Here is a 4,650-nt window from a genome sequence, read left to right as displayed (position 1 = left end):
GCCCAGAGCTGTCCATAAAAGTGACCGATGACATGTCGATCAACATATTGGGATAACCGAAATCTAAAACCTGCTGGAGCAATTGCCGAACTTCTGAGGCGGCCTTGGCATCAAAACGACCCTCCAGCGGCACAATCGCCAGTTTTTGCCCTTGTGGAGTCTCAGCAGTACGGATGCGCAGCTTGAAATCCATCGTTTCCGGTGAAGACCTCATGCCCCACCTTAACACCATCCGCTACCGCCCACCAGGAAATCTTGTGAAGATCCCCAGGGACAGCGCGGCTCCCTCCAAAAACATCTGCCCTCTCGCCCCCAGCTCCTCTCCCAACAAGCCAGAGGGAAGCCGTGTAAACCCATGAAGTAAGAGCCGCCCCAGAGCTTAGCAGGAACTCCATCCCCCGCAGGGAAGGGATCCGGCCTCGGCCACAAATTCCGCATCTTAGGCGGATCTACCTACAGCATAGGTTGCAGGGTTAAAGCCTCCGAGTCTATGGAGGGAAGGGACACATGCAAACGGGGGCGGTGCATAGAGAGCAACTGGGCCAGCCGCTTGCGCAGCTCAGTACGGGGCACAATCGCGTCGATGAGCCCTTGGGCCAGCAGGTACTCGGCGGTTTGGAAGCCTTCTGGCAGCTTGCCCTTGCCGATGGTTTGCTCGATTACGTTGGGCCCGGCAAACCCCACCTGCGCGCCCGGCTCGGCCAGGATCAAATCTCCCAGCATGGCAAAGCTGGCAGTTACCCCGCCATAGGTGGGATGGGTGAGCACGGAGATGAACAATTGTCTGGCGTCGCGGTGCCTTTGTAGGGCGGCTGAGGTCTTGGCCATCTGCATGAGGCTGAGGATCCCTTCCTGCATGCGGGCCCCCCCCGAAGCCGAAAAGAGGATCAAGGGCAGGTGATCGCAGGTGGCCCGTTCCGTGAGGCGGGCGATCTTCTCTCCCACCACCGAGCCCATGCTGCCGCCCATGAAGCGAAAGTCCATCACTCCAATCGCCACCGGGATCCCTTCCAGGCTTCCCAACCCTGTCAGGACGGCATCCTTGAGCTGGGTGCGCTCCTGGTAGGTGGCCAAGCGCTCGGAGTAGGGCTTTTGGTCGAAAAAGTGCAGGGGATCCGTGGGAGCCAGGTGCTCGTCGAGGGGTTGCCAGGATCCGGGATCCAAAAGCTGTTCCAGCCGCTCTGGAGCTGTAATGCGATGGTGATGCCCACAGCTGGGGCAAACTTGCCAGTTTTGCTGCAGATCCTTGGTGTAGGTCAGGGTGTCACAGGCAGGACACTTTTGCCAGAGGCCGTCGGCAATTTCTCTCACCTGACGCTCTTTGTCGAAGGGGCTGCTACCTGTCAGGTTCAGAGAGGTTTGTCTGCGCCGCTCCGCAAACCAATCCAGTAGAGACATAGCTGTTGAAATATCCTCCCTACTCAGGGATGTCGAGAGCCCTGCCGGTGAGCTGCGAAACACATCTCAACGTTCTCAAGCTATCAAAGAATCGCCCGACTGAAAATAGAGACAACAGCAAGCGATGGAGACTCGGTGGCAGGTGCTGACCACAGGGGATGGATCCCTGACCTTTTTCTCGGAAGAGTTTGGACAGGCTTTTCACAACGTCAGTGGTGCCGCCCAGGAGGCTTTGGAGAAGTTTGTCCGCCCTTGCCGGCTGGATCGGCTGCCTTTGGAGCGGGATCCCGCCCAGCCCATTCGCCTTTTGGATATTTGCTTTGGCCTGGGCTACAACTCCGGCCTTGCCCTAGAAACCATTTGGCAAATCCGGCCCCACTGTTCTGTAGAAGTAATCGGCCTGGAGCGATCCCCGGAAGTACCCCGGCAAGCTTGGCAGGCAGGGGTGGGATCCGACTGGAGCTTTGGGCAAGAATGGCAACACTGGATTGAACAGGGATCCTGGCAATCGCAGCGCTGGCGCGGAACCTTGCTGTGGGGCGATGCCCGGCAAACGGTGTTGCAGGTGCCGCTGGGGTGGGCAGATGCGGTGTTTTTGGATCCCTTCTCCCCTTCGGTTTGCCCAGAGCTGTGGACGGTGGATTTCTTGCGGGCCGTGGCCGAACGGATGCGTCCCAGCGGGATTTTGGCCACCTATTCCTGTGCAGCGGCGGTGCGAGCGGCTCTGTTGGAAGCAGGGCTTTTCATCGGCTCTACCCCCCCGGTAGGTCGTCCTTGGCCGGGGACAGTGGCCTCGCCCCAACCCGATCACCTGCCGCCCCTTTCGCCCATGGAGTGGGAGCACCTGAAAACTCGCGCTGCCGTGCCCTACCGGGATCCCACCTTGAAAGGAGATAGAGCGCAAATCCGTCTGCAACGCCAACGGGAACAGCAGGGATCCCCTTTGGAGCCCACTTCTGCTTGGAAACGCCGCTGGCCTGTGCAAGCCTAGAGAGTGGCGTTGCCGGAGTTCAGATCTGGACAACTTTTCCCAGGATTGCTGCCCAAGTGTATCCAAGACACCTGCGCTATTCCCGTACCCTTACGCAAGCCACCATTTCTTGACAAAGTTAAGCTAGGATGAAACTTTTCTGCTGTGAATGCCATGTCCTCTGAGGAGTCCCTCCCGCTGACGCGAGCAACCTCTGCCGGTACGCTGGTTGCCCTTTGTGCTGAACAGCACCGCGTCATCCTGCAGTTTTTGACTCGCCTGTCTCGAGCGCCGGAGTTGGATCTGGAGCAGCGACGCCTCTGTGTACAAAGGTTGCGACAGCGCCTCTCCCGCCACATTCAACTGGAGCGCCATGTTCTCTACCCCCTGCTCAGGTCGGCTCTCCAGGGGGATCCCCACCTTAGCGACCAAATTGAGCGGCTGGAGCAACATCTGCGGGATCAGATTCCAGAGCTGACGCGCTTTTTGCACCAATCAGAGCGCACCCCGCAGCAGGTGGATCCTTCTGCTGCCCTTCACTTCTATCGGCAATTGCGGGCTCAGTTTGATCAGGAGGAGAAAATCTTGCATCCCCTCTTTGCCCAGCATGTTTCTCCCGAAGCAGAGCAGCAGCAGTTGCGTCTGTTCCGCAAACGCCTGCAAGCCAGCGCTGCTTCCAATCGCTCTGCACATAGCCGTCGCGTTGCTTTGAATGAGCTGGAACGGCAGGCGATAACCCGCCCTGTCTTGCCCAACGAGCGTCTCTGGTCGCTGCAGGGCAACACTGTGCAAATGTCCGCTCCCTAGTCGACGACGGTCTTGTTGTTGGAGGCTAGTGGTGGTATTTTTGCTGCAATCGGCTCCCTGACCCCAAAACCATGCAGCCCTGGGATCCCGAAACCTACGTCGATCAAATGGCCCAACTGCTGCAACTGCCCCTGCATCCCGACCACCGAGCAGGGGTGATCGAAAATTTTGCCCGCTTTCTGCCCATTGCTCAACAGGTGCTGGAGTTCCCGTTGCCGCCGATAGTTGAGCCAGATCCCACCTTTGACCCTCAGCCATGACCGGGGATCCCCACCTTCTCGGCAGCGCCGACGCGGTCTCTATTGCCAGGGCTGTCCGCCAGGGATCCGTGAGCGCCCAAGCGGTGGTGGCCGCCTGTCTGGAGCGGATTCGCCGGCGGGATCCCCAGCTCAATGCCTTTACAGCTGTCTTGGAGGAATCGGCCTTACAAGCGGCGGAGCAGGTGGATCGACAGGTGGCTCAAGGGATCCCTGTAGGCCCGTTGGCAGGGGTGCCTTTTGCCGTCAAGAACTTATTTGACGTGGCCGGCCTCACCACCCTGGCTGGCTCGGCGATCAACCGCGAGAATCCCCCGGCCATCCAAGATGCAACGGTGGCGGCTCGTCTCAAGCAGGCAGGGGCAATCTTGGTGGGCACCCTCAACATGGACGAGTACGCCTACGGCTTCGTCACCGAAAACAGCCACTACGGCCCCACCCACAACCCCCACGATCTCAACCGCAGTGCGGGGGGATCCTCTGGCGGCTCGGCAGCAGCGGTGGCAGGAGGTTTGGTGCCCCTTGCCCTGGGCAGCGACACCAACGGCTCGATTCGGGTACCGGCCTCTTTGTGTGGCGTCTACGGCCTCAAGCCCACCTATGGCCGTCTGTCGCGGGCAGGGGTGGCTCTGTTTGCCGCCAGCTTTGACCACGTGGGCCCCTTGGCCCGTTCGGTGGCCGATATTGCCCTCAGCTTCGATGTCATGCAAGGGCCGGATCCCCAAGATCCCGTCTGTACCCGGCGTCCTGTAGATCCCACCTTTGGGCAATTGGGGCAGGGGATCGAGGGCTTGCGCATCGCGGTGGCGGATGATTACTTTGCCCGAGGGGCAGAGCCCCCCATCTTGGCCGGGGTAGAAAAGGTGGCCCAAGCCCTGGGGGCCCGCCAGACTGTGCGGATCCCGGAAGCCCAGCGCGCCCGTGCCGCCGCCTTCCTGATCACGGCTGCTGAGGGAGCCAACCTGCACCTGCCCAACCTGCGAACTCGCCCCCACGACTTTGACCCGGCCACCCGGGATCGCTTTTTGGCCGGAGCCCTGTTGCCTGCCAGTTGGATCTTGCAGGCGCAGCGCTTTCGCCGCTGGTATCGCCAGCAGGTGCAGGCCATTTTTCAGGAGATCGATCTGTTCATCGCCCCCACCACCCCCTGCTTTGCCCCCTTGCTCGGCCAAGAGAAGATGGTGATCGATGGGGTAGAGGTTCTCACTCGGCCCAACC

Annotated in this window: 6 protein-coding genes; 4 read left to right on the top strand and 2 right to left on the bottom strand. The window is 60.3% G+C overall.

Features of this window, described 5'->3' with window-relative positions; translation table 11 throughout:
* Positions 1-193: STAS domain-containing protein (locus NW837_RS00540; RefSeq protein WP_414328773.1), on the bottom strand; the 193-nt coding region annotated here is incomplete at its 3' end.
* A gap of 260 nt (positions 194-453) precedes the next feature.
* A complete protein-coding gene (accD, locus tag NW837_RS00535; protein ID WP_414328771.1) occupies positions 454-1,398 on the bottom strand; it encodes an acetyl-CoA carboxylase, carboxyltransferase subunit beta in 945 nt (314 codons plus the stop codon).
* A gap of 124 nt (positions 1,399-1,522) precedes the next feature.
* On the opposite strand from accD, the gene NW837_RS00530 reads away from it, so the two are divergent.
* From NW837_RS00530 to NW837_RS00515, 4 genes are all read left to right on the top strand, one after another.
* Positions 1,523-2,389 carry a tRNA (5-methylaminomethyl-2-thiouridine)(34)-methyltransferase MnmD gene (locus NW837_RS00530; RefSeq protein ID WP_414328769.1) on the top strand — a complete coding sequence of 289 codons (867 nt, stop codon included), beginning with the start codon at positions 1,523-1,525 and terminating at the stop codon, positions 2,387-2,389.
* Positions 2,390-2,542: 153 nt separating this feature from the next.
* On the top strand, positions 2,543-3,175 hold the full coding sequence (locus tag NW837_RS00525; RefSeq protein ID WP_414328767.1) for a hemerythrin domain-containing protein: 633 nt from the start codon (positions 2,543-2,545) through the stop codon (positions 3,173-3,175).
* A gap of 71 nt (positions 3,176-3,246) precedes the next feature.
* Positions 3,247-3,435: a DUF4089 domain-containing protein gene (locus tag NW837_RS00520; protein ID WP_414328765.1), complete on the top strand. Its 189-nt coding sequence runs from the start codon at positions 3,247-3,249 to the stop codon at positions 3,433-3,435.
* The coding region (locus NW837_RS00515) for an AtzE family amidohydrolase (protein ID WP_414328763.1) at positions 3,432-4,650 on the top strand (1,219 nt) is incomplete at its 3' end. The genes NW837_RS00520 and NW837_RS00515, both read left to right, overlap by 4 nt.

This window comes from Synechococcus sp. R6-10 (genome assembly GCF_047461815.1).
GTDB lineage: Bacteria > Cyanobacteriota > Cyanobacteriia > Thermostichales > Thermostichaceae > Thermostichus.
This window is presented reverse-complemented; position numbering and strand designations above follow the sequence as displayed.

Coding starts and splice junctions, on each gene's coding strand:
- accD (WP_414328771.1), bottom strand. CDS start 1,398: ATGTCTCTACTGGATTGGTTTGCGGAGCGGCGCAGACAAACCTCTCTG.
- NW837_RS00530 (WP_414328769.1), top strand. CDS start 1,523: ATGGAGACTCGGTGGCAGGTGCTGACCACAGGGGATGGATCCCTGACC.
- NW837_RS00525 (WP_414328767.1), top strand. CDS start 2,543: ATGTCCTCTGAGGAGTCCCTCCCGCTGACGCGAGCAACCTCTGCCGGT.
- NW837_RS00520 (WP_414328765.1), top strand. CDS start 3,247: ATGCAGCCCTGGGATCCCGAAACCTACGTCGATCAAATGGCCCAACTG.